This window comes from Blautia faecis (assembly GCF_020554845.1).
In the GTDB taxonomy this organism is placed as follows: Bacteria; Bacillota; Clostridia; order Lachnospirales; family Lachnospiraceae; genus Blautia_A; species Blautia_A faecis.
In genome coordinates, this window is the sequence record NZ_JAJCIA010000050.1 from 1 (window position 1) to 21343 (window position 21343).

The window sequence follows — 21343 nt, forward strand, 5'->3', positions numbered from 1 at the left end:
ATAGCAAAAAAGCAAGTAACTGTAAACTATTATTACTAGATGGATACTATACTAGTGTCCTCCCATAATATACCGAATCGCATCCTGAATCTGTCTCACATACACCAGCTTAATTCCATCAGCTTTTTCCACCGAGCTTCTGCACACTTCCGGCAGGATCACTGTATCAAAGCCCAGTTTTTTCGCTTCCTGTACCCTCTGTCCTGCCATACTCACAGCACGCACTTCACCGCTAAGTCCGATCTCTCCAAAAGCCATCAGTTTATCCGGGATCACGATATCTTTCATGCTGGATGCAATTGCCAAACAGATTCCAAGATCAATCGCCGGTTCTGTCATCTTCATACCGCCGGCAATATTTACATAGGCATCGGAAGAAGCAAGGCGAAGTCCCACCTTCTTCTCCAATACAGCCATCAGAAGATTCACTCTGTTAAAATCTGTTCCCACTGCGGTTCTCCTGGGAATGCCAAAATTACTCTCGCAGACCAACGCCTGGATTTCCACCAGAATCGGACGTGTTCCTTCCATAGAGCACGCCACTACGCATCCCGACGCATTCTCAGGCCGCCCCTCCAGAAGATATTCAGAAGGGTTGGAAACCTCCTCAAGACCTGAGCCCTGCATCTCGAATACGCCAATCTCATTGGTAGAACCAAACCGGTTCTTTACAGCACGCAGGATTCGATAGGAGGCATGTCTGTCTCCTTCAAAATAGAGCACTGTGTCTACCATGTGCTCCAACACTCTCGGTCCAGCCACGTTCCCCTCCTTTGTAACATGACCAACGATGAAAATCGTGATTCCAAATCCTTTTGCAATCTGCATCAGTACATTGGTAGATTCTCTCACCTGGGAAACACTTCCCGGCGCAGATCCGATTTCTTCGTCAAACATGGTCTGGATGGAATCTATGATTGCTACATCCGGTTTCTTCCGCTCCATCACTTCACGCACTGTATCCAGATTGGTCTCGCATAAAAGCTGAAGATTCTCGTTGAAAGTACCGATACGATTCGCACGAAGCTTGATCTGACGCAGGGATTCCTCTCCAGAAATGTAAAGGACAGAGCTTCCATTCTCTGCCAGATTCCGGCACACCTGTAAAAGAAGGGTGGATTTTCCAATACCCGGATCTCCCCCCACAAGAACCAAAGACCCGGGGACAATGCCGCCCCCGAGTACTCTGTCAAGTTCCCCTATGTTCGTTGTCTGACGTTCATCCTCTTTCAGACTGATCTCCTTCAGAATCACTGGTTCAGACTGCTGCCTGGAAACGGACTTACCGCCTCCTGATGCCTTTTTCCCTGTGGATACAGGTTCTTCCGCAAAAGAATTCCAGGCCTTACATCCAGGGCACTGTCCCATCCATTTCGAGGATTCGTAACCGCACTCCTGGCAAAAATATACCATTTTTTTGTTTTTTAGCATTTTACAATTTTTACATCAACAGCTGAGCCATTTCCAAGCTCTACGCTGAAAGAAAGCTTTCCGCCAAGGTTAGTCTCCATTTTACCTGTACTTGCTCCGTCAAGATATACCTCATACTGTGCTTCTGCTTCAAGTTCTACAGTAATCTGTGCATCCTCCGGTCCCTCTACGCGAAAACTCATCTGGTTTCCGTCCTGTGCAAGATTGAATACAGCGGTACCTGGTACGGACTCATATACAAACATACCGTTGCGTTCCAGCTTGGTGATCTCCTTGAATGTTTTTACTTTATACATATCTCCCTGATGTGGGTAATCAGAAACCTTTGATTTCTGGTTCTTCTCATAATCTCCAAAGCTGATGGTACCATTTTCCTCTGTACGGATCAGTTCCTTTACTACTGCCATGATGCTTGTCCTCCCTAAGACTCTTTCGTTATGTTCTCCGGCGGATTTCTCCTCGCCAGATCCTTTTCACCGGTTTCCCCGATGTTGTACATATTATATAATAAAACTTTTTTCTTTGCCAGTACCTTATATAAAATTTATAGTAATTTTAGAAGATTACGTTACTGTTCAAACAGAATCTTACTTCACTATAAAACGAATTTCTTTATTTCTATACTGTACCTGCACGATGTCTCCCCGCTTGATTTTGCCCTCCAGGAGCTCATTTGCCAGCCGGTCTTCTATCTTGGACTGAATGGCCCGGCGAAGAGGTCTTGCACCGTATTTAGCATCAAATCCGGCTTCTGCAATATAATCTACTGCAGAATTCGTCACATTCAGATGAATATCCATCTGTTCCTCACAACGTTTTTCCAGTGATTTCAGGAGTAGAAGTACAATTTTACGGATTTCCTCCTTATTCAGGGTGTGGAATACCATAATCTCGTCAATTCGATTCAGGAATTCTGGTTTGAAAAGACGGCGCACTTCTTCCATAACGCCGGATTTCATTTTTTCATAATCCTTTTTCTCATCTTTCTGGGAAATAAACCCAAGCTGCTTCGGTTCTACGATTGCCTGTGCGCCCGCATTGGAAGTCATGATAATGATTGTCTGTTTAAAATCCACTTTTCTTCCGTGGGCATCTGTAATATGTCCGTCATCCAGCACCTGAAGCAAAATATTAAACACATCCGGATGTGCTTTCTCGATCTCATCAAAAAGAATAACACTGTATGGATTTCTGCGTACTTTTTCACTGAGCTGTCCGCCCTCATCATATCCCACATATCCTGGCGGAGAACCGATCAGCTTGGAAACACTATGTTTCTCCATATATTCAGACATGTCTACACGAATCATAGCCTGTTCGCTGCCAAATACAGCCTGAGCCAGCGCCTTGGAAAGTTCTGTTTTTCCAACGCCTGTTGGTCCCAGAAACAGGAAAGAACCAATTGGACGGTTCGGATCCTTCAATCCTACACGACCACGTTTTACAGCCTGAGAAACAGCACGAACCGCTTCCTCCTGACCAATCACGCGTTTGTGAAGTTCTTTTTCCAATTGAGCAAGGCGTCTGGTTTCTCCTTCTGTCAATCTTTGTACCGGAATTTTGGTCCAGTCGGATACAATGGAAGCTACGGCTTTTTCGTCCACTTTTCCGGATTTTCTCTGATTCTTCTTTTCTTCTTTTACTTGAAGCTGCTCAAGTCTGGCTTCTGCTTCCTTCTGTTTCTCCTGACATTCTTTGGCAAGACTTAAATAACCAGTTTTGATGGCACGCTCTTTCTCCTGAAGGATTTCCTGAATCTCACGGCTTAAATCCTCAATCTCGGAAGAAGCCTGATATCCGGAAAGCTGTACCTTAGAAGCAGCTTCATCAATCAGGTCGATTGCTTTATCCGGAAGAAATCTGTCGTTAATATAACGTACTGACATTTTAACTGCTGCTTCCAAAGCTTCATCTGATATTTCTACTTTATGATGTCTTTCATAGTATGGGCGAAGTCCTTTCAGGATCTCGTAAGCCTCCTCTTCAGAAGGCTCTTCCACGGTGACCGGCTGGAAGCGTCGCTCCAGAGCAGCATCCTTCTCTATATATTTGCGGTACTCTTCCAGAGTGGTCGCACCTATGATCTGCAATTCTCCACGGGAAAGAGATGGCTTCAGAATATTGGAAGCGTCAAGGGCGCCTTCCGCACCGCCAGCTCCAATAATTGTATGAAGCTCGTCAATGAACAGAAGAATCCCCTGATTCTCACGTACTTCATCCACGACCTTACGGATACGCTCTTCAAATTCACCTCTGTACTTGCTTCCAGCCACCATTCCAGACAGATCCAGCACTACCAGACGCTTGTCTTTAATCGTCTCCGGAACACTACCTGCAAGAATCCTCTGGGCAAGCCCCTCTGCAATAGCAGTCTTGCCTACCCCGGGTTCGCCTACCAGACATGGATTGTTCTTGGTTCTACGGCTTAAGATCTGGATCAGTCTGCTGATTTCCTTTTCCCTTCCCACAACAGGATCCAGTTTGCCCTCTGCTGCCATCTGGGTCAGATCACGGCTGTACTGGTCAAGTGCCGGTGTCGGGCTGCCTCCGGGATTTTGCATGGCCTTGGCAGCCTGGAACTCTTCCTGAATAGACTCATTGTCATAGCCCATGGCTCCAAGGACTGCTGCATAAAGCTTCTGGATATTCACTCCCATCGTATATAAAAGCCTGGTTCCAACACAGTCCGTCTCGCGGAGCATGGCAAGGAGCAAATGCTCCGTTCCGGCCTTCTCACAGCCAGAATTCTGTGCCTCTGCCACAGCACTTTCCAGAACCTTCTCTGTTCTCGGACTGTATACCGGCTTCATTTCAATCTCAGTTACATTTCCCACTTCTGCCGGAGTCACCAGCTTGTCGATCAGTTCCACCAGCTTCTTGCCATCTACCTGAAATTCCTCCAGGACTCTTCCGGCAGCGCCTTCTGTCTCACTTAAAAGTCCCAGCAAAAGATGTTCTGTACCAATATAGCCCAGTTCAAAGTCAATGGCTGCTGCCTTTGCCAGTGTCAGGGCTGTCTGAGCCTGTTTCGTAAATTTATTTCGCATTGATCAATTGTTCCTCCTTACGCTAGTGTACAAACAAGTTGATTTCTCGAACAATCTCGCTTTTATTTCTCATATTCATCCAAAATCTCATCTATAAGACTATGCACTTCTTCCCTGGTCACATTATTGCAGCAGCCTCTTGCCAGCGCAACACGCAAATTCTGCTTCAGTTCCTCCATAGCCCTTAATTTATCCACATCCAGGCAGATTACCGCGCCTTTTCTTCTGTCAATGGAGACAAATCCTTCCTGGCGTAACAAGGAATAGGCCTTGTTTACTGTATGCATATTAATTCCAATGGTATCCGCAAGCTGTCTGACAGATGGAAGGGGATCTCCTTCCTGCAGCCGGGATGTGGCAATTCCCATAATGATCTGATTCATCAGCTGGGTATAAAGTGCCTCGTCACTCTGGAAATCTATCTCTATTACCATTTTATCCCTCCCTGTAAAAAATAGTGAATATTACAAAAACAAAGGGACCGGAGTCATACTGCCCCGGTCTCTTCCTGTCTTTCGTAATAAACACTTTGTCTAAATATAAGCCATCTGCAAAGCTGGCAGCGCTCCCTATTCCTACTGAACCGGTGTCTCAGCTGCCGGTGCTTCTTCTGCCTTTACTTCACCCTTTGATGCCTTAGTCTCCTGAGCTGCTGCCTCAGCAGGCGCATTCTCAGCCGGTGCTGCAGCTGGAGGGATCTCAACACCCAGAATCTTTCCAAGCTGTACTCTGTCAAGGATCAGATTGAATCCCATCGGGTTGATCACAAATGCCTTCGCCTGGTTAATGATAAGACCTGGCAGTTTGGCAAATGGAACCTTGGCTGCCCGAAGCTTCTTGCCTCTTGCAAATTTATCAAATTCCATAACATCTGTAAAAGCCGGCTGAAGAATATCACCCTGTTTGTTCTTAAGATATGGAATGTTAACCTTGGTCGGGTCTTCCGGATCAGTAGCCATAGCTACCAGGAATTCGGATTTCTTAAGATTCACGATCAGCTCTTCTTCCATTTCACGAAGGTTCACAGTGCGCTCCTCTTTCTTAATCGGGCGACGGAGTTCCTGCATAAAATAGATACCCGAAAGCTGAAGAGTGGAATTAAAAAGTGGCTGCTTCTTCGGCTCAAGCTGGCTAAAGTCTGCCTGTCTGGCAATTCTGGTAAGCTCAACCTCAATCTGATTCTCTCCATCAACCCATACTACACTGTTTACACCGATTGCATAAAGTGTGCCGTAGAATCTTGGGTAGTCTTTCTTCTCATATTTCATTCCCATAAGAAGAATCTTATCCTCTAATTTCTTCTTGCCAAATGCTTTAATCTCTTCTTCTGTGGCAAATACCCACACCTGATCATTAAAGCTCTCCTGATCGCAAATTACATATGGAAGCTTCGTAGCCTGTGAATACGCTACAAAGATTTCGTCTCTTGTCTGTAATTCCTTAATTGCTTCCTGTTCAGTGATTCCCATGTCATTATCCTCTCAGTCCTGGTTTCCTGCTGTCGTATACGAAAATTCTATGAACCTTGTCCTGTCTGGCAGATTTCAAAACATATCGACAAAAACCTAATATAGGTTTTATTTTATAACAAAATTGCAAAAAAGTAAAGTCTAACCGTCAGTGTTTTTATGCAATTTTACCGCGTTCCTGGCATCCACTGATCCGACAAACTTCCTCTTATTTTGTCATAAATTCTACAATCTTATCAAGCTGTGCCAGCTGGTCTTCTTTCAGGGCAGACTTTACCGTTACCGTCTCTTCATAGATTTCCATATCTTTCATACCAGAAAGGATCTCCTTCATCTGCTTACCTGCAGTAGAAGCCCAGGTACCGTTTTCCAGAACTGCCACTTTTCTCTTCTGCAGATTGTGGGCAGCAAGTTCATGAAGCAGGGTTTCCATCTTCGGGAAAAGTCCTGCATTATAAGTCGGGCAGGCAAATACGATTCTGTCACAGCGGAATGCTTCCGCTACCAGATAGGAAGGATCTGTTACAGAAACATCATAAACCTTCACATTCTTCTCCCCTGCATCTGCCAGTCTGCCTGCCAGAACATCAGCTGCATTCTCAGTATTTCCATAAATGGAGGCATACATAACCACAACATTATGGTCTTCAGGGGTATAAGTGCTCCATTTCTGATACTTGTCAATAAACCATCCAAGATCCTCTCTCCAGATAGGACCATGAAGTGGGCAGATCATGGCGATATCAAGTGTAAGGGCCTTTTTCAGGGCACTCTGAACCGGTCCGCCGTATTTTCCAACAATATTTACTAGATATCTTCTGGCGTCATCCAGCCACTCTTCTTTAAAGTTTACTTCATCTGCAAACACATTTCCATTCAGCGCCCCAAAAGTACCAAAAGCATCTGCGCTGAAAAGCACTTTGTCATATGCATCGTATGTAACCATTGCCTCCGGCCAGTGAACCATGGGGATCATGGCAAACGCAAGGGTATGTTTACCTGTACTGATGGTATCTCCCTCTTTGATCACAACTGCATGGGCGTCCACGTCAAAGGTAAAGAACTGTTTCATCATGTTAAAGGTCTTGGCATTTCCCACAACCTTCACTTCCGGGAATCTTCTTACCACCTCTTCCACAATTGCACAATGATCTGGTTCCATATGGTTTACGATCATATAATCCAAAGGTCTGTTTCCAAGAACATGCTCCAGATTTTCAAAAAACTGTCCGCTTACAGACTTGTCAACTGTATCCAGAAGCACGGTCTGCTCATCCAGGATCACATAAGAGTTGTAGGAAACTCCTCTTGGAATCGGGTAAATATTTTCAAAAAGGGCAAGTCTTCTGTCACTTGCACCGATCCAGTATAAATCTTCGTTTACTTTCTTCACATTGTACATAATGGTTCCTCCTAATGCTTTTGCTAAACAAATTCTGCAATACAGAATTCTCTGACTTTTGTATTTTCATCCTGTCAGGACTTCTATAACCAAAAACAGACAGGAAACACTCTTGTCTCCTGCCTATTTTATACCACTTAATTATGCTTCGTCAATTGCTTTTCCAATATCATGGCGCATATATTTATTTGCGAAAGTGATCCACTCTGTTGCCGCATAGGCATTTTTTCTGGCCTCTTTCAGATTGCTGCCTGTGGCTGTGATTCCTACAACACGTCCACCATTTGTAACGATCTGTCCATCCTTAAACTTGGTTCCGGCATGGAAACAGTAATATCCCTCTTTATCCTTGAAATTCTCAAATCCATACATCGGGATTTCTTTCTCATATTTCACCGGATATCCGTCACTTGCGAGAACTACACAAACAGCGGCATTGTCCTCAAACTGAAGATCGATCTGATCCAGAGTTCCATCAATGCAGGCTTCCATAACTTCTACAATGTCGTTCTTCATACGCGGAAGAACAACCTGTGCTTCCGGATCTCCGAAACGGGCATTGTATTCCAGTACCTTCGGACCATCTGCTGTCAGCATCAGACCAAAGAAAATGATTCCTTTAAATTCTCTTCCCTCAGCGGCCATTGCATCCACAGTTGGCTGATATACATATTTCTTACAGAACTCATCCACCTCTTTTGTGTAGAAAGGACTGGGAGAAAAGGTTCCCATTCCGCCTGTATTTAAGCCCTGGTCACCGTCCTTTGCACGCTTATGATCCTGTGCGGAGGTCATGGTTTTAATTGTTTTTCCATCTACAAAAGAAAGAACGGAAACTTCACGACCAGTCATAAATTCCTCAATAACCATGGTATTTCCGGCGCTTCCAAACTTCTTATCTTCCATGATCTCTTTCACACCAGCTTCTGCTTCCTGAAGATTCTGACAGATCAGAACACCTTTTCCAAGAGCAAGTCCGTCTGCTTTGAGGACGATAGGGAATTTTGCTTCGGTGCGAAGATAAACCAGTGCCTTTTCCGGGTCATCAAAATTCTCGTATGCGGCCGTTGGAATGTTGTATTTCTTCATCAGATCCTTGGAAAATGCCTTGGAGCCTTCCAGGATTGCTGCATTTTTACGAGGTCCGAATACCCGTAAACCACGGGATTCAAACTCGTCTACTATACCGCCTACCAACGGATCATCCATACCGATGATGGTAAGGTCTATCTGATTTTCCTGAGCAAAATCAGCAAGTTTTTCAAATTCCATAGCACCAATGTTCACGCACTCTGCATACTCTGCAATTCCTGCATTTCCCGGTGCACAGTAAATCTTATCTGCATTAGGGCTTCTGGATACACTCCATGCGATTGCATGCTCTCTTCCGCCGCTTCCTACGATCAGTACCTTCATAATCTCCTCCTTAATCGCTGATAGTCACAATATGATCTTCTACCGAAATCTTTCCATTGGCAATAAGATTAATTGCTTTCGGAAGGATCTTCCACTCTGCCTTTTCCATTACACTTCTCTGAAGAGACTGGGGGGTATCATCCGGCTCGATTTTTACTGCTTTCTGCAAAATAATAGGGCCGGTATCTGTACCTGTATCCACGAAATGAACAGTAGCACCTGTTACCTTCACTCCTCTTTTTAAGGCAGCTTCATGAACATGAAGTCCATAGTATCCTACACCGCAAAAGGATGGGATCAGGGATGGGTGGATGTTGATAATCTTATTTGGAAATGCCTCCACGATCATAGGTGGAATTGCAACCAGATAGCCAGCAAGAACAATCAGTTCTGCACCGCTTTCCTGCAATTTCTTTAACAGTGCCTTATGAAATTCTTCACGTTTTTCAAATTCTTTAGGAGAAATACAGACAGCCTCTATACCATGGTTCTTCGCTCTTTCCAGTGCGTAAGCATTTGGATTATTGCTGATCACAAGGGAAACTTCCGCATTGGTGATCCTGCCGGAATCAATGGCATCCAGGATTGCCTGGAGATTGGTACCGCCTCCTGATACCAGGACAGCAACCTTTAGCATAATGTCACTCCCTTTTCTCCTGCTTCAATACGTCCTACTACGTACGGTGTCTCACCTGCTGCCTTGATTGCTTCCATAGTCTTATCTACATCAGCCGGATCAACTGCCAGAACCATACCAAGTCCCATGTTGTAGGTGTTGTACATCATCTTTTCTTCAATGTCTCCAGTCTTTGCAAGAAGCTTAAAGATCGGAAGCACCGGATAACTGTCTTTCTCAATCACGGCTCTTGTGCCCTCTTTCAGCATACGAGGTACATTCTCATAGAAACCACCGCCTGTGATATGGCTGCATGCGTGGATCTTAACCCCTGCATCTTTAATGCTCTTAAGAGCTTTTACATAAATCTTGGTTGGTGCGATCAAGGCCTCACCAAGGGTAGTTCCAAGTTCATCATAATATGTGTCCAGAGACTCTTTTGTCATCTCAAACACTTTGCGGACAAGAGAAAAACCATTGCTGTGTACGCCTGAGGATGCCATTCCGATCAGCACATCTCCGGTATTTAAATTCTCTCCTCTAATCAGGTCTTTTTTATCAACAACGCCAACTGCAAATCCAGCCAGGTCATACTCGTCTACCGGATAAAATCCTGGCATCTCAGCAGTTTCGCCGCCGATGAGGGCTGCGCTTGACTGGCTGCAGCCTTCTGCAACACCTTTTACGATCTCAGCAATCTTCTCTGGATAGTTCTTTCCACAGGCAATGTAGTCCAGGAAGAAAAGAGGTTCTCCGCCTGCACATGCAATATCGTTTACACACATTGCCACACAGTCGATTCCAACAGTGTCATGTTTATCCATAATAAATGCCAGTTTCAGCTTGGTTCCAACTCCGTCAGTTCCGGAAACCAGTGTAGGCTCTTCCATATCCTTGAAGCTGTTCATGGAAAAAGCACCTGAGAATCCGCCGATTCCTCCAAGTACCTCTGGTCTCATAGTCTTTGCAATATGCTGTTTCATTAATTCTACTGATTTGTATCCTGCCTCAATATCAACGCCCGCGTTCTTGTAATCCATGCCTTTTTCCTCCCAGAATTTTATGGTTTCTATTATGGTGTTTATTATGGTTTTCATAGAAAGATCCTGCCTCGCAGGATTCTTCACCTGCATCAGCAGAAAAGGTTATTCTGCCCCTGCTGTATAATTCTATTTTGTATAAGCCTTATGTCCCACTTCCTGTAATTTCGCATCCTTGGCTTCGACCTGCTCTTTCAGCTCCTGGCTGTAGGCTTTCAGACGTGCAAGAAGCTCCGGATCGGATGTTGCAAGAATCTTCGCTGCAAGAAGACCAGCATTTGCCCCTCCGTTAATTGCAACAGTTGCTACCGGAATGCCGGATGGCATCTGTACAATGGAATACAGGGAATCTCTTCCCCCAAGTGATGTAGTGTGCATAGGAATTCCGATAACCGGCATCGGGAAAATCGCTGCGCACATTCCTGGTAAATGTGCTGCCATACCGGCACCTGCAATGATGACCTTAAATCCTTTTTCCTCAGCTGTCTTCGCATAATCAAAGAACACGTCCGGCTCTCTGTGTGCGGAGATGATACGCATTTCGTAATCAATCCCAAGTTTCTCCAGAATGTCTGCTGCCTTGCTCATTACCGGCATATCTGAATCACTGCCCATTACAATTCCTACTTTTGGCATAATATTCTCCTCTTTTAGTTATATTTAGAACTACCATTCGCGTAAATTCTACTAAGAATAACATTTTCTGTCAATACGATTGAGGCAAAGAAAAATTTTATAGGGCTAATTAATTTTGCTGTTAGATTTTAAACTTTCCTTTATTCCTCAAAAGGTTTATTCAATTCTTCCGTTCCGGCCAGCACAAATCTGCCATCCTCAATAATCGAAATTTTCTCCCCATTCTTTCCAGGAACACAGATGCTTCCCAATTCATCATAAGGAATGGTAATATCTGTATGACAGCCAAAGTACGCCTTGCTTATATCTTCTTTTCTCAAAATGGAGATTTCATTATCTCTTGCAATGATCTCTTTTCCATCCGGATTGTACACGGCAGTATCCTCAGACCAGCTGTAACAGGTATCACCTACTGCAAAATGAGGTCCCATTTTTTCTGCGATCAGAATAGGCAGCTTATCTGCAATGTTGTATTTCTTCGCAGCTACATAAGCCGTAGTATTCGTTCCGATTGCAAATTCACCCATTGGAAGTGTTGGATGATGGAACAGGATATTATCCTCAATATATTTTTTATTCTCTTCTTCATTTTCAAAATTTCCGCAGGAATAGGATGCAATTTTTCCATCTTTAAATTCAAGCTTCAGATCACGAAACTGAAGGCCTTCCAGATATACCTGGCTTACATGAAGAAGACCGTCTGTTCCGGAAAGAACCGGGGAAGTAAACACTTCACCAACGGGAATATTTACATCCGCTACACAGTTCTCGAAATTGGACTGCTTCGCCGGGTCGGTAAGAGTGTGCAGATGTATCCTGAGATCTGTTTCATTTGCTCCTTTTCCCTTTACAGATACCCATTCTGCAGTATCCAGAGTATCAATAAGGGTCTGCTGGATTTTCTGATAAAGCTGGTAATCCAGGGTGTTGATTTTCACGATCTGGCGGAAAATCTCCTCATAATCACCGCCGATCTCAGGGACCGGATATGCAATAATGGTAAAGCTTCTCTCATCACCTTTTATGTAGCGGTTTGTAATCTGTCCAGCTTCATTTTGCATCTCAATTTCCAGCTTCTGCTGGACATCACTGAACTGCCATGCCTCTTTTACACTCACCGGTGAAAACGGAGCTTCCCCAAATACCTCAATGCAGGCTGGACCAGCGTGAACATACGCCAGCTCCTTATATTTCTCATAGGAAGTCTGCAGGGCACGAAGGCGCTTCTGCACAAAATCCTGATCCAAAAAAAGTGCCCCGTCCTGTCGATGATCATAGTCAAACTGCGGGTTTGCAACAGCGCCTGTATAGCCAATTCTATAAGAGCCACGCCTGTTTACCGCATGGGTCGGATAGCGATATATAACTGGCTTCAGCCCCATCTCCTCAAACTGAAGAATTGCCGCTTTTACCATACGTTCAAAACCAAGGTTGTAGCGGATATTGACTGTTTTCTTTTTGCTCAGGTCTTTGTGTCCATTTACAAATCCCAAACGGTAGCCCTCTGTATAGGTTCTTGCGCAGGAATCGATTTCTTCCTGGGAAAGACCGTTAAGAAATGCAGCCACTCCAAGTTCATTCTCTGTAATGCATTCTCCAAACAGATACAGGTAACGAAGGTCTGAAAAATCAGAATTCATAATAATTTTTGCCGCAAAATCCAGCTCCGGGTCCACGCACTCTCTAGTGCGGTACTCTATCATATCCTGGCAGTAATCATTTGCATAGGAATTTAAAATCCCCCTCAATTCTTCCTCTGTAGGAACCTCTTCCTGAGCAAAAGCGCCATAAACTTCCAGAAACAGCTCCAGAAGCACAGTTATGTCCCACAGCCTCTTTTCAAAGGCATAGACCACAATACCACGCAGCTCTGCATACAGGAAAGAAAAGTCTTTTCCGTATTCCCCAAGCTTTTCACAGGCATAAACCGGATTTCCGTAGCTGTTTCTATAATTTTCCGGAAGGATATCTGCATACAGATCACGATTCAGTTCTTTCCATTCATCTATAGATAAATCAGCCGCATCTGCAAGTTTCCTTGGTTCCCTGGCTTCTCCCAAAAATACAACGCCATCCATAATTTCCACATTTTTTTCAAGAAAAGCAGCTGTTTTCTGGAAAAAGTCCAGATATGGCATCTGTACTGCTTTCTCCTCTTTGATCTCACATACTCTTTCTTTTGCAAGAGCATAACGTTCCATCAGTAATTCGTCCACACGTTTCCCTCACTTTTCATTTTTATACAAAGCTATCCGTCACGGCACCGACAGCGCCTGTTTGAATAATTTTTTTCCGCGATCAGCACACTTCTTATTCTTTTTAGGACATATCGTCGATCACATGTCCTTTTTCTACATGCTGGTCAATCAATTCCTGCATATATTCCCAGATTTTTGGTGCTCCCTCACCAGTACGGCGGTTTCGTGTGTAAATCTGACTTTTCTTCACGCCATGCTCTACCCAGCTGATTCCATCTGTAGCATTGTTCAGAAAAAGTGGCTGACTGTTGTCCAGCATGTGCGCATATTTGGCCTCTGGTGTTTCATAAGCTTCGAACTCTTCCCAAAGATCATAAAGCCATTTTCCCTGGTCTTCTGGAAGAAGGCCGTAAATGCGCTGTGCAGCAGCTTCTTCTCTTGTATGCTGGGTAGCTCCCCCAACAGCGTCATAAGCATAGGTATCTCCGGCATCAATCTCTACCAGATCGTGAATCAGTACCATAGGAATGACTTTGGAAAGATCAACTTCCTCTGGTGCATATTCTTTCAAAAGTACTGCCATAAGTGCCAGGTGCCAGGAATGTTCTGCATCGTTTTCCTTGCGTTTTCCATCCGCCAGATAGGTCTGACGCATAATATTTTTCACTTTATCTGCTTCCAGAATAAAGTCTAATTGCTTTTTTAAACGTTCATCCATATATATTCCCCTTTCCCCTGTCTGATCAATTATTATTGCTTTCAAACGTATTTCCGCAATACATACGCCGTGCTCTACAATCCAGTCAGGTATACTCCGATCCACACAATCAGAAACAATCCATTGCTGATTGAACCGATAATGCTGGTTTTATGGCTTCTGCCCTCTTCAGAAAAGCTGAGCAGTCCCATAATAAATCCGTATACGGAAAGAAGGGTGGCAAATAAGCCCACTCCTCCTACCAGAAACCCAAAGCTGTCATCCAAAAGATACGCCATGACAACAGCCGTTATAAACAACAAAAAGGACGCTGCCGCCAGACCGGCAGACAGCTTCCCTTTTTTCGCTTCTTTTTTCTTTGTAAATGAATATCTATATCTTCTTGCCATAATGGAACTTTCTCCTAAATGGACATGTCTGCCCACGCAGGCATGTCAAAATATGAAAGTCAGCTGCTGCCATACAATATCCATAAATCCGCTTAGGTAAGCATGGCTCATTCATGGCTGCTATCCAGGACTTTCCTTCGAATATGATGTTACTGTTCACTTCGTTCACAGTAACACGCTTCGCGATGCACAGAAATCATGCTTTGCATGATTTCGCGCCGCAACTCTCGGGTTTTCTGTGAACTTTGTTCACAAAAAACACCTCGCGGAATGTTACCAGTGAACAGTAACAATATGATTACAGACGAAAAAAAGAACATACCCCAAGGTTGCCCCCAGGGTGTTCAAAATCATATCATCCACATCAAAACAGCCAACCTTCGTGACCAGCTGGATCACTTCCACAGTCAGACTTAATATAAATCCTGATACACAGATGAGAAAACCGCTGTTCATTCTTCGGAAAATAACAGGAAGGATAAACCCGAAAGGCAGGAAGCCTATCACATTTCCGAATATGTTGGAAAATACTGCAAATGTGCCAAGCTGCTCCCGGTATATCCAGAACCTTCTGATTTCCACAAAGGGAATCAGATTATACCTGTATACCCGTTGCGCCTCTGCCGCCCTTCCATATTCCTCTGAAAAGAACAGAAAGTAGACAAGAAAGATTATATAGATGACGAACAGCAGGATTCCCATACGGCGAATTAAAGTCTTCGTTTCCTTTTTCAAAAAAAATCCCCTTAAATCATCATATCGGATTTGCCCTTCAGAAGTCTGGCACCGTTCACGATCATGAGAATACCAGTGGACACACCCGTCACCAGTGTGATGATCCCAAGTGCAATACTTCCGGCACCCACGCCAGATACGATTTTATAAAGCTTTTCACTCATCAGCATTTCCTCCTTTTATCATTATGCCGCCAGTTGCCGCAGCACACTTTCAGAATTTTTAATGCTGCATAGAATTTTCTTATTCTGCGCCGTACTGCTCATAGTATGCATCAATAGCAGCTTTTAATGTGTCATCAATGATGACTTTCCCTTTATACTCTTTGTTGTAAAGATGCTCTACCACCTCTGCCATAGTTACAATAGCAGTTGTCTTAAGACCATATTTTTCCTCAATCTCCTTTAAAGCGCTCTTGGTACCCTGTCCGCGCTCCATACGGTCTACAGAAACCACAAGACCGATTGGGGAAACGTCACCCTGAGCTTTGATGATCGGCAGCGTCTCCTGAATAGAAGTTCCGGCTGTCGTAACGTCCTCGATGATCACAACCTTATCTCCGTCCTCAATCGGGCTTCCAAGAAGAATTCCCTTATCCCCATGATCCTTTACCTCTTTACGATTGGAGCAATAGCGGATATCCTTGCCATACTCCTCGCTGATTGCCATTGTCGCTGCAACAGTCAGCGGAATTCCCTTGTATGCAGGTCCAAAAAGCACATCAAAATCCAGACCAAATTTGCTCTCAATTGCTTTTGCATAATACTGTCCTAATTTTCTTAACTGAGCTCCTGTACGATAAAATCCTGTGTTTACAAAAAACGGAGTTTTTCTTCCGGATTTGGTTACGAAATCTCCAAATTTCAATACATTGCAATCAATCATAAACTCAATAAATTCCTGTTTATACTGTTCCATTTTTATCCTCCTCGTATATGGGCTGTATCTGTTATTGGTCTTTCTTAAATCATATTTGAAAAAGCTCTTGCATACGCCGGTTTCAAAGTAAAACCCGGTTACATTATTGTTCACTCCGTAATCAGTAATGTAACCTTCGCGCTCTCTTTATAGTAGCACAAAATATGGGCATGGTCAAAATCTCTTTTAAACCGCGAAGTAAAACCTATTTCAGTGTTACTGTTCACTCCGTTCACAGTAACACGCTTCGCGGAATGTCACCAGTGAACAGTAACCTATTTCACACATCCAATCAGCTCATTAATATCTTCCACTTTCTGTCTCTCAAGGAATGCAGCCATACCATCCACAACCTCCTGAGTAGTGTATGGATTGATGAAATTTGCAGTTCCTACAGATACTGCGGTGGCGCCCGCCATAATAAATTCCAGGGCATCTTCAGCACTTGCAATTCCACCCATTCCGATGATTGGGATCTTCACTGCATTTGCCACCTGATAAACCATACGCACTGCCACAGGCTTCACAGCCGGACCGGACATACCGCCTGTTTTATTTGCCAGTGCAAACGTTCTGCGGTTAATATCAATCTTCATTCCGGTAATGGTGTTAATAAGGGAAACCACATCTGCACCGCCTGCTTCTGCTGCCCTTGCCATCTCTGTAATATCTGTTACATTAGGACTCAGCTTCATAATCACCGGCTGTCTGGCATATTTTTTTACTTCTCTTGTAATGGCCTCCAGAGCCTTGGGATTCTGTCCAAAGGCAATGCCGCCTTCCTTTACATTCGGGCAGGATACATTGATCTCCAGCATATCTACTGGCTCATTTCCAAGACGTTCCACAACCTCACAGTAGTCCTCTGTGGTCTTTCCGCATACATTTACAATGATCTTCGTATCGAATTTCTTCAGAAATGGAATATCTCTCTCACAGAAAACATCGATTCCGGGATTCTGAAGACCGATAGCATTCAGCATTCCTCCTGTGGTCTCTGCCACACGGGGCGTAGGATTTCCAGGCCACGGCACATTTGCCACGCCTTTTGTCACGACTGCACCAAGATTATTCAGGTCTACAAATTCACTGTATTCCGCACCGGAACCAAATGTTCCAGATGCAGTCATTACTGGATTTTTCAGAGTCACTCCTGCAAGATTTACGCTCATTTTGCTCATAACTCCACCTCCGTACTTCTGAACACCGGGCCGTCTTTACATACGCGCTTATTGTGTACATGAGAATGGGCATCCGTTTCTGTGGACTGGCATACACAGCCAAGGCAGGCACCGATTCCACAAGCCATGTGCTCTTCCATGGAAACCCAGCAGGAGATTCCCTTCTCCAGTGCATAGGCCTTGATGGCGCGAAGCATAGGCTTAGGACCACAGGCAAAAATCACGTCTGCTTCCAGGTCATTCTCCCGGATCGCATCCATTACATTTCCTTTGGTTCCGGCAGAGCCGTCTTCTGTTGCAATGTATACCTCACCATTTTTTTCAAATTCCTCATTTAAAAACAGCTCATCACGATAGCCAAGAACTGCAATCTTCTTAGCATCCAGCTGCTTCATGGTCTCCAGCATAGGCGGAACACCGATTCCTCCGCCCATAAGGAATACCTTCCTGCCAGCAGCCTCTTCCAGCGGAAATCCATTTCCAAGAGGTCCAAGAAGTTCAAGCTGTGCACCTGCATGCAGTCTGGAAAAGCTTTCTGTACCTGTTTTCGGACCTGTTACACGATAGACAAGGCGAAGTGCACCTTTTTCTTTATCAATCTCACAAAGACTGATAGGACGTGGCAGCAGTTTGCTTCCATCCTGTGTATAAACGGAAACGAACTGTCCAGGCTTCGCATTCCCTGCAATGGTCTTTGTCTGAATCCACATGCTGTAAATGTCTTTTCCAATACATTCCTGGCTGAGGACTGTACAGGTTTCTTTTACCTTTGTACCCATTTTCTTCCTCCTAGCGGTTCTCAAGTGCAGTGCTGATATCAAGAATCATGTCTTTCACTGCCTGACGGGAAGCATCTGCATAGTTCGCTTCACCAAACTTTGCGTATTTCTCCTGCTTGTAAGCTGCAATAATTCCTCTGGAGGAGTTTACGATAGCACCAAGGCCATCTTTGTTAAAGAAATGTACAAGATCTGCACCCTTACCACCCTGTGCGCCATATCCTGGTACCAGAATAAAGGTTTTTGGCATAAGTTTTCTTAATACTTTTCCCATTTCCGGATAGGTAGCACCTGCAACTGCGCCTACATAGCTGTAACCGTCTCCCATAAGCTCATCTCCCCATTTGGCAACTTTCTCGCCTACCCACTCATAGAGAGGACGTTTTTCAATTATTCTGTCCTGGAACTCACCGCTGGACGGATTGGAGGTCTTAACCAGAACAAAAATTCCTTTTTTCTCTTCTTTACAAACATCCATGAAAGGCTTCACTCCGTCTGTTCCAAGATATGGGTTTACAGTTGCAAAATCCTCATTAAATGGAACATAAGTCTTGCTTCCTACCTGAACCTTTCCAAGATGTCCGACGGCATAAGCTGCAGATGTGGAACCGATATCACCACGTTTAATATCTCCAATTACTACAAGGTCTTTTTCCTTGCAATAATCTACAGTACGCTTGTAAGCCATAAGTCCCGGAATTCCAAACTGTTCATACATAGCGATCTGCGGCTTCACAGCAGGAATCAGATCATATGTGGCATCCACAATTCCTTTATTGTACTGCCAGATTGCTTCTGCAGCACCTTCCAGCGTCTCTCCGAATTCCTTGAATGCAGCTTCCTGGATCTGCTTCGGAATATAATTCAGCATTGGGTCAAGGCCTACTACAATAGGGGCTCCTGTTTTCTTGATATTGGCAATAAGTTTGTTGATCATGGGTGTTTCCTCCTTAATATGTTTTCCTGGAAATTTCATTTTTTTCTTATTTAGCAGCAGAATCCTTGTACGCAATCTTACCATCGCAAATAGTGTATAGAATCTTTCCTTTCACCTCTTTGCCCTCAAATGGGGTGTTTTTGCCTTTGGAAACAAAGTCTGCTTTGTGAATGGTATATGGATTCTTAATGTCCGCGATTATCACATCTGCCGGATGTCCTTTCTGTAAGGTTCCACATGGCAGGTTCAGAATCTGAGCCGGATTGTAACTCATCTTCTCTACAAGCTGGGAAAGAGTGAGGATTCCAGTCTCTACAAGAGCGGTGTAACTAAGTGCAAAGCTGGTCTCGATTCCCACAATTCCGAAAGCTGCGGTTCTCATGGAACCGGTTTTGTCTTTCTGGGTGTGTGGGGCATGATCCGTACTGATTACCTGAATGTAGCCCTCCTTCAGACCTTCAATCAGCGCCTCCACATCTTTCCTGGTACGGAGAGGCGGATTCATTTTATAGTTTGGATCATCTCTTTCAATATCATCAGATGTGAGTATAAAATGATGGGGGCAAACTTCTGCTGTTACATTCTCAATACCTTCTGCCTTTAACATTTTCATCATAATTGCAACACCTTTTGTAGAACAGTGGCAAAGGTGCAGCTTAGCGCCTGTCTCAATGGCAAGCAAAGAATCTCTTGCTGCAATAGTATCTTCTGTGGAATTGCAGATTCCTGGAAGCCCAAGGCGTTTGGCGTTCTCATCCTCATTCATGCAGCCGTTTCCACGAAGAGACATATCCTCACAGTGATCAAAAATAGGAAGTCCGGCTTTCACGGCTTCTTCCATCGCCTGCTTGCAAAGGCTTGCTTTCATAACAGATTTGCCATCTTCGGAAAGAACAGGTACTCCCGCTGCTGCCATGCCTGCAATATCAGAAAGCTCCTCCCCAAGTTCTCCCTTTGTCATGGCTCCTGCCTGGAGCACATGAATAGCGGAAACCTGCGCAGCTTTATTTTTCACATAATTTGCACGGTCAGGGCTGTCAATAACCGGTGTGGTGTTCGGCATCGCCACTACAGTAGTCACACCGCCTCTTGCAGCTGCATGGGAACCGGTTTCAATGTCTTCCTTCTCCGTCTGTCCAGGATCACGAAAATGTACGTGAAGATCCACAAGGCCTGGCATTACTACCAGTCCCTTAGCGTCTATAATCTTGTCATCTTTATCCTTTGCTTCCAGCTTCTCTCCCACTTTTTGGATTACGCCGTCGTCCAGATAAACATCCGCAATTTTATCAATCTGAGCAGCCGCATCCACAACACGTCCGCCTCGAATCAGAATACCCATTTGGTTCTCTCCCTTCTGGTATAACGTAAACTTTATCACAACCTATCATACACGAATTTTTTCATTTAATAAAGAGTTTTTTTCCCTTCCGTCATTTTTCCTTATATCTTCCATCCAATTATATTTTTTGTTGCACAATTTTAATTATCCTTGACTTTTTTTAGTTCAGGTTATATAATCAATCCATGTCGAAGATTATTTAATGTAAAATCACTAGTTTTTAGAGATTATATATTTACATGATATAGTCTGTAAAATCTGGTGATTTTTTTCGCCAGAACATCTTTTTAATTTTTTATTTTTTATGGAGGTAACTCAAAATGAACAAGGGCACTGTAAAATGGTTCAACGCTGAAAAAGGTTATGGTTTCATCACAGGAGAAGACGGAGCTGATGTATTCGTACATTTTTCTGCAATCAATGGTGAAGGCTTCAAATCTCTTGAAGAAGGCCAGGCTGTAACATATGACTTAACAGAAGGCGCTCGCGGAATGCAAGCTGCTAACGTTACTAAGTTATAATTGAAGCAACTGAAGCAGAAATTTCCCCTCGGAATCATATCCGAGGGGAATTTTTTATGTAATAAGAAATCTCCTCAGAATTTCCTATTATAAAAAAATCCCTATCTGGCAGGATTACACTGCAGCGGAAGGGTAAATATCGCCCAAGACGCCCCACCGTAGGCGGAGAGTCCTGTAGACAGGATTCTTTTTATTGTTATTATATAAACAAAATGGGGACAGATCCGAAATCCATCCCCATCTTTTTAAGCTACCTCAGGCAGTTTTTTCTTATATTTTCTTATATTTCATACTTATTCCGCCTCTGAATCTGCACTAAGTCCATTCAGATAAGAATCCAGTGCAGAAGTATCCATAACAGTCTCTGTCGTCACAGTCTCCTGACCTTCTGTAACCTTTCCGTAAACAGAATAACCAATCCAGCATACAGCAACCATACACGCAACAAGCGCTGCCAGCTTCTCAATAGTAAGGATCAGTTTCTCCTTTTTCATAATTTTCTCACGGTTTGCTTTTTCTGCTTTATAGGCATCTACTTTCTTCTGACTCATAGCCGCACGTCTCCTTT

General features: G+C 44.0%; 22 protein-coding genes. 1 reads left to right on the top strand and 21 read right to left on the bottom strand.

Annotation, left to right across the window (positions count from 1 at the left end):
• Nucleotides 1–51 precede the first annotated feature (51 nt).
• From radA to LIZ66_RS16835, 20 genes are all read right to left on the bottom strand, one after another.
• On the bottom strand, nucleotides 52–1431 hold the full coding sequence (gene radA / locus LIZ66_RS16740; protein ID WP_227201069.1) for a DNA repair protein RadA: 1380 nt from the start codon (nucleotides 1429–1431) through the stop codon (nucleotides 52–54).
• Entirely contained in the window at nucleotides 1425–1838 is a 414-nt protein-coding gene (locus tag LIZ66_RS16745) for an endosialidase (RefSeq protein ID WP_118579014.1), read from the bottom strand. Before LIZ66_RS16745 ends, radA begins: the two co-directional genes overlap by 7 nt.
• 180 nt (nucleotides 1839–2018) lie before the next feature.
• Nucleotides 2019–4478 carry an ATP-dependent Clp protease ATP-binding subunit gene (locus LIZ66_RS16750; RefSeq protein ID WP_227201070.1) on the bottom strand — a complete coding sequence of 820 codons (2460 nt, stop codon included), beginning with the start codon at nucleotides 4476–4478 and terminating at the stop codon, nucleotides 2019–2021.
• A gap of 62 nt (nucleotides 4479–4540) precedes the next feature.
• A complete protein-coding gene (locus LIZ66_RS16755; RefSeq protein ID WP_118579020.1) occupies nucleotides 4541–4912 on the bottom strand; it encodes a GntR family transcriptional regulator in 372 nt (123 codons plus the stop codon).
• 141 nt (nucleotides 4913–5053) lie between these two features.
• The gene (locus LIZ66_RS16760; protein ID WP_195379523.1) at nucleotides 5054–5947 is read right to left on the bottom strand and encodes an SseB family protein; all 894 of its coding nucleotides are present in this window, start codon (nucleotides 5945–5947) and stop codon (nucleotides 5054–5056) included.
• Nucleotides 5948–6155: 208 nt separating this feature from the next.
• On the bottom strand, nucleotides 6156–7349 hold the full coding sequence (locus LIZ66_RS16765; RefSeq protein WP_173717279.1) for an FprA family A-type flavoprotein: 1194 nt from the start codon (nucleotides 7347–7349) through the stop codon (nucleotides 6156–6158).
• Nucleotides 7350–7490: 141 nt separating this feature from the next.
• Entirely contained in the window at nucleotides 7491–8765 is a 1275-nt protein-coding gene (gene purD / locus LIZ66_RS16770) for a phosphoribosylamine--glycine ligase (protein WP_195379524.1), read from the bottom strand.
• A 10-nt stretch (nucleotides 8766–8775) separates the two neighbouring features.
• On the bottom strand, nucleotides 8776–9402 hold the full coding sequence (gene purN, locus LIZ66_RS16775) for a phosphoribosylglycinamide formyltransferase (protein ID WP_195379525.1): 627 nt from the start codon (nucleotides 9400–9402) through the stop codon (nucleotides 8776–8778).
• The gene (purM, locus tag LIZ66_RS16780) at nucleotides 9396–10421 is read right to left on the bottom strand and encodes a phosphoribosylformylglycinamidine cyclo-ligase (RefSeq protein ID WP_195379526.1); all 1026 of its coding nucleotides are present in this window, start codon (nucleotides 10419–10421) and stop codon (nucleotides 9396–9398) included. Before purM ends, purN begins: the two co-directional genes overlap by 7 nt.
• Nucleotides 10422–10550: 129 nt before the next feature.
• Nucleotides 10551–11057, bottom strand: a complete 507-nt coding sequence (gene purE, locus LIZ66_RS16785; protein ID WP_118579028.1) for a 5-(carboxyamino)imidazole ribonucleotide mutase — start codon at nucleotides 11055–11057, stop codon at nucleotides 10551–10553.
• Nucleotides 11058–11197: 140 nt separating this feature from the next.
• Entirely contained in the window at nucleotides 11198–13258 is a 2061-nt protein-coding gene (locus LIZ66_RS16790) for an aminopeptidase (RefSeq protein ID WP_195379548.1), read from the bottom strand.
• Nucleotides 13259–13376: 118 nt separating this feature from the next.
• The gene (locus tag LIZ66_RS16795; RefSeq protein ID WP_195379527.1) at nucleotides 13377–13973 is read right to left on the bottom strand and encodes an HD domain-containing protein; all 597 of its coding nucleotides are present in this window, start codon (nucleotides 13971–13973) and stop codon (nucleotides 13377–13379) included.
• Nucleotides 13974–14047: 74 nt separating this feature from the next.
• Nucleotides 14048–14362: a DUF6142 family protein gene (locus LIZ66_RS16800; RefSeq protein ID WP_195379528.1), complete on the bottom strand. Its 315-nt coding sequence runs from the start codon at nucleotides 14360–14362 to the stop codon at nucleotides 14048–14050.
• Between the two features lie 273 nt (nucleotides 14363–14635).
• Nucleotides 14636–15097, bottom strand: coding sequence for a VanZ family protein (locus tag LIZ66_RS16805; RefSeq protein ID WP_226855197.1), 462 nt, complete (start codon nucleotides 15095–15097; stop codon nucleotides 14636–14638).
• A gap of 11 nt (nucleotides 15098–15108) precedes the next feature.
• Nucleotides 15109–15261: a hypothetical protein gene (locus tag LIZ66_RS16810; protein WP_173717277.1), complete on the bottom strand. Its 153-nt coding sequence runs from the start codon at nucleotides 15259–15261 to the stop codon at nucleotides 15109–15111.
• Nucleotides 15262–15340: 79 nt separating this feature from the next.
• Nucleotides 15341–16015 (bottom strand): orotate phosphoribosyltransferase, encoded by a 675-nt coding sequence (gene pyrE, locus LIZ66_RS16815; RefSeq protein ID WP_118579037.1) that lies wholly within the window; start codon nucleotides 16013–16015, stop codon nucleotides 15341–15343.
• 275 nt (nucleotides 16016–16290) lie between these two features.
• Complete coding sequence (locus LIZ66_RS16820) at nucleotides 16291–17196, bottom strand: dihydroorotate dehydrogenase (protein ID WP_118579040.1); 906 nt, start codon at nucleotides 17194–17196, stop codon at nucleotides 16291–16293.
• Entirely contained in the window at nucleotides 17193–17975 is a 783-nt protein-coding gene (locus LIZ66_RS16825) for a dihydroorotate dehydrogenase electron transfer subunit (protein ID WP_195379529.1), read from the bottom strand. The genes LIZ66_RS16820 and LIZ66_RS16825 overlap by 4 nt, the downstream gene beginning before the upstream one ends.
• Before the next feature lie 10 nt (nucleotides 17976–17985).
• Entirely contained in the window at nucleotides 17986–18912 is a 927-nt protein-coding gene (gene pyrF / locus LIZ66_RS16830) for an orotidine-5'-phosphate decarboxylase (RefSeq protein WP_195379530.1), read from the bottom strand.
• 46 nt (nucleotides 18913–18958) lie between these two features.
• Complete coding sequence (locus LIZ66_RS16835) at nucleotides 18959–20254, bottom strand: dihydroorotase (RefSeq protein WP_195379531.1); 1296 nt, start codon at nucleotides 20252–20254, stop codon at nucleotides 18959–18961.
• A gap of 320 nt (nucleotides 20255–20574) precedes the next feature.
• Here LIZ66_RS16835 and LIZ66_RS16840 point away from each other — a divergent pair, with 320 nt between their 5' ends.
• Entirely contained in the window at nucleotides 20575–20775 is a 201-nt protein-coding gene (locus tag LIZ66_RS16840) for a cold-shock protein (protein WP_008705499.1), read from the top strand.
• A gap of 293 nt (nucleotides 20776–21068) precedes the next feature.
• On the opposite strand, the gene LIZ66_RS16845 is transcribed toward LIZ66_RS16840, so the two are convergent.
• Nucleotides 21069–21326, bottom strand: a complete 258-nt coding sequence (locus LIZ66_RS16845; protein ID WP_118579046.1) for a hypothetical protein — start codon at nucleotides 21324–21326, stop codon at nucleotides 21069–21071.
• Nucleotides 21327–21343 lie beyond the last annotated feature (17 nt).